Source organism: Polaromonas sp. P3_C2 (assembly GCF_056402675.1).
Genome location: NZ_JBFUGX010000472.1, coordinates 1 through 3264, shown reverse-complemented (window position 1 = coordinate 3264; position 3264 = coordinate 1). Strand labels below are relative to the sequence as shown.

Sequence of the window (3264 nt, the reverse complement as noted above, 5' to 3'; positions counted from 1 at the left end):
CAATTACTTCGGTCAGGGCGCACTGCTCATAGGCAACCCTGCCGCAGTGAAGAACCCGTTTTTCCTGATGGCGCCCGAGTGGGCGCTGCTGCCGCTGGTAGGCCTGGCCACCATGGCTACCGTGATCGCCTCGCAGGCGCTGATCACCGGCGCCTTCAGCGTGACCAAGCAGGCCATCCAGATGGGCTATCTGCCGCGCCTCAATATCCAGCACACCAGCGTGCGCGACACCGGCCAGATCTACATGCCCTTCGTCAATTGGGGCCTCTTCATAACGATCGTGCTCGCGGTGGTGATGTTCCGCTCGTCCAGCAACCTGGCGGCCGCTTACGGCATCGCGGTATGCACCGACATGCTGATCACCACCATCCTGACTTTTTACGTGATTCGTTACGGCTGGCAGTATCCGCTGAGCCTGTGCATTGCGGCGACCGGTGTTTTCTTTGTCGTCGACTTCGCGTTCTTCGCCTCCAACCTCATGAAGCTGTTCGCCGGCGGCTGGTTCCCGCTGGTGATTGGGGGTGCGGTCTTCACGCTGATGATCACCTGGAAGGAAGGGCGGCACCTGCTCAATGAAAAGCTGCGGGCCGATGCGATCGATTTACCCAGCTTCCTGGACGCCGTCTTCGTCAGCCCGCCGGCCCGTGTCGAAGGCACGGCCGTATTCCTGACGGCCGAGCCCGGCAGCGTGCCCAACGCGCTGCTGCACAACCTCAAGCACAACAAGGTGTTGCATGAGCAGAATCTGTTCGTGACGGTGCGCAACCATGAGATCCCCTGGATCGGCATGAACAAGCGTCTCGAAATTGAATCACTGGGCCACGACTGCTGGCAGGTCAATGTGCACTACGGCTTCAAGAACGACCTGGATCTGCCCAAGGCCCTGCAGCAGATCAAGGGCAGGGGCTGCGAGCTGGAGTCGATGACGACCAGCTATTTCCTCTCGCGCGACACGGTGATCCCCACCATCGGCAGCGGCATGGCACCCTGGCGCGAGAAACTGTTTGCTCAGATGCACCACAACGCCAGCGGTGCGGCAGACTTCCTGAACCTGCCAAACAACTCGGTGGTGGAACTGGGCAGCAAGATCGAGATCTGAGGGTTTCTGGCCGTTCCCCCTTTTGCCCGAGGACTTGTTTTAAATATCTGGCACGCGTATTCCTGCTTGCGTGGGTTGAATTGTTGGTGCCAATCCATAGCTGCACGCGCCTGGCCGTATGGGCAAGCCGCATAAAGCAGGCTGGTGAAATTGTTAGAGCTTCATGCGCGGAGCTACGCGCCCTTGCCGCGCATGATGGCTGCGGCCACATCAGCCGGCGCCTCGGCATAGCGCTTGAACTCCATGGTGTAGGTCGCGCGGCCCTGCGTGAGTGAGCGCAAGGTGGTCGAGTAGCCGAACATTTCCGACAGCGGCACCTCGGCGCGCACCAGCTTGCCGCCGCCGCCCGCAATGTCTTCCATGCCTTGCACCATGCCGCGCCGCGATGAGAGGTCGCCCATCACATTGCCCATGAAGTCTTCGGGCATTTCAACCTCGACCGCCATCACGGGCTCCAGCAGCACCGGCTTGGCGCGGCGCATGGCTTCCTTGAAGGCGAGCGAGCCGGCCATGCGAAAGGCGTTTTCGTTCGAATCGACATCATGGTAGGAGCCGAACACCAGCGTGGCCTTGACGTCGACCACCGGGTAGCCCGCCAGCACGCCGGCCTTGAGCGTTTCCACAATGCCTTTGTTGACGGCCGGAATGTATTCGCGCGGAATCACGCCGCCCTTGATGGCGTCGACGAACTCATAGCCTTTGCCTGAAGGCTGCGGCTCCAGGTTGAGCACGGCGTGCCCGTACTGCCCGCGCCCGCCCGACTGCTTGATGAACTTGCCTTCAACATCGTTCACCGCCTGCCGGATCGTCTCCCGGTAGGCCACCTGTGGCTTGCCCACATTGGCTTCCACGCTGAACTCGCGCTTCATGCGGTCCACCAATATCTCCAGGTGCAGCTCGCCCATGCCCGAGATGATGGTCTGGCCAGACTCTTCGTCGGTGTGCACACGAAATGATGGGTCCTCCTGCGCGAGGCGGTTCAGCGCAATGCCCATCTTTTCCTGGTCGGCCTGGGTCTTGGGCTCCACGGCTTGTGAAATGACAGGCTCGGGGAATACCATTTTCTCCAGGATGATCACGTGGGCCGGGTCACACAGCGTGTCGCCGGTAGTGGCTTCTTTCAGGCCCACGGCGGCGGCGATGTCGCCTGCGCACACTTCCTTGACCTCGTTGCGCTCATTGGCGTGCATCTGCAGAATGCGGCCCAGGCGCTCGCGCTTGCCCTTGACAGGGTTGTAGACCGTGTCACCGGCTTTGATCACGCCCGAGTACACGCGAAAGAAAATCAGCTGTCCGACATAGGGGTCGGTCATGATCTTGAAAGCCAGTGCCGAGAAGGGCTCATCGTCTTTGGGGTGGCGCTCGGCCTCGCCGTCGTCCTCGGTGTGGCCCAGGATAGCGGGCACATCCGCCGGTGACGGCATATAGTCGATCACCGCATCCAGCATGGCTTGCACGCCCTTGTTCTTGAAGGCACTGCCGCAGAGCATGGGCACGATCTCGTTGGCCATGGTTCGCTGGCGCAGTCCCTGTTTTATTTCGTCCTCGCTCAGCGGCTCGCCCGCCAGGTATTTGTTGAGCAAATCGTCATTGGCTTCAGCGGCCGCCTCAATCATCTTGGTGCGCCACTCGTTGGCGGTCTCCACCAGGTCTGCCGGAATGTCGCCATACTCGAAATGCAGGCCCTGGCTGGTGTCGTCCCAGATGATGGCCTTCATCTTGACGAGGTCGACGACGCCCTGGAAGTGGTCCTCAGCGCCGACCGGAATCTGCACCGGCACAGCCACGCCTTTGAGACGTTCGCTGATCTGGCGCTGCACGCGGAAAAAGTCCGCGCCCACGCGGTCCATCTTGTTGACGAAAGCCAGGCGCGGCACCTTGTATTTGTTGGCCTGGCGCCAGACGGTTTCTGACTGCGGCTGCACGCCGCCCACGGCGTCATACACCATCACCGCGCCGTCGAGCACGCGCATGGAGCGCTCCACCTCGATGGTGAAGTCCACGTGGCCGGGCGTGTCGATGATGTTGATGCGGTGCTCGGGGTAGTTGCCGGCCATGCCTTTCCAGAAGGCGGTGGTCGCTGCCGAGGTGATGGTGATGCCGCGCTCCTGCTCCTGCTCCATCCAGTCCATGGTCTCCTGCTCCTGCTCCATCCAGTCCATGGT

Annotated in this window: 2 protein-coding genes; one reads left to right on the top strand and one right to left on the bottom strand. The window is 61.4% G+C overall.

The window, feature by feature from the left end; translation table 11 throughout:
- On the top strand, positions 1-1099 hold a 1099-nt coding region (locus tag AC1DWI_RS17355; protein WP_477725299.1), incomplete at its 5' end, for a KUP/HAK/KT family potassium transporter.
- 173 nt (positions 1100-1272) lie between these two features.
- On the opposite strand, the gene fusA is transcribed toward AC1DWI_RS17355, so the two are convergent.
- A partial coding sequence (gene fusA / locus AC1DWI_RS17350) for an elongation factor G (protein ID WP_477725298.1) occupies positions 1273-3264 on the bottom strand: 1992 nt, incomplete at its 5' end.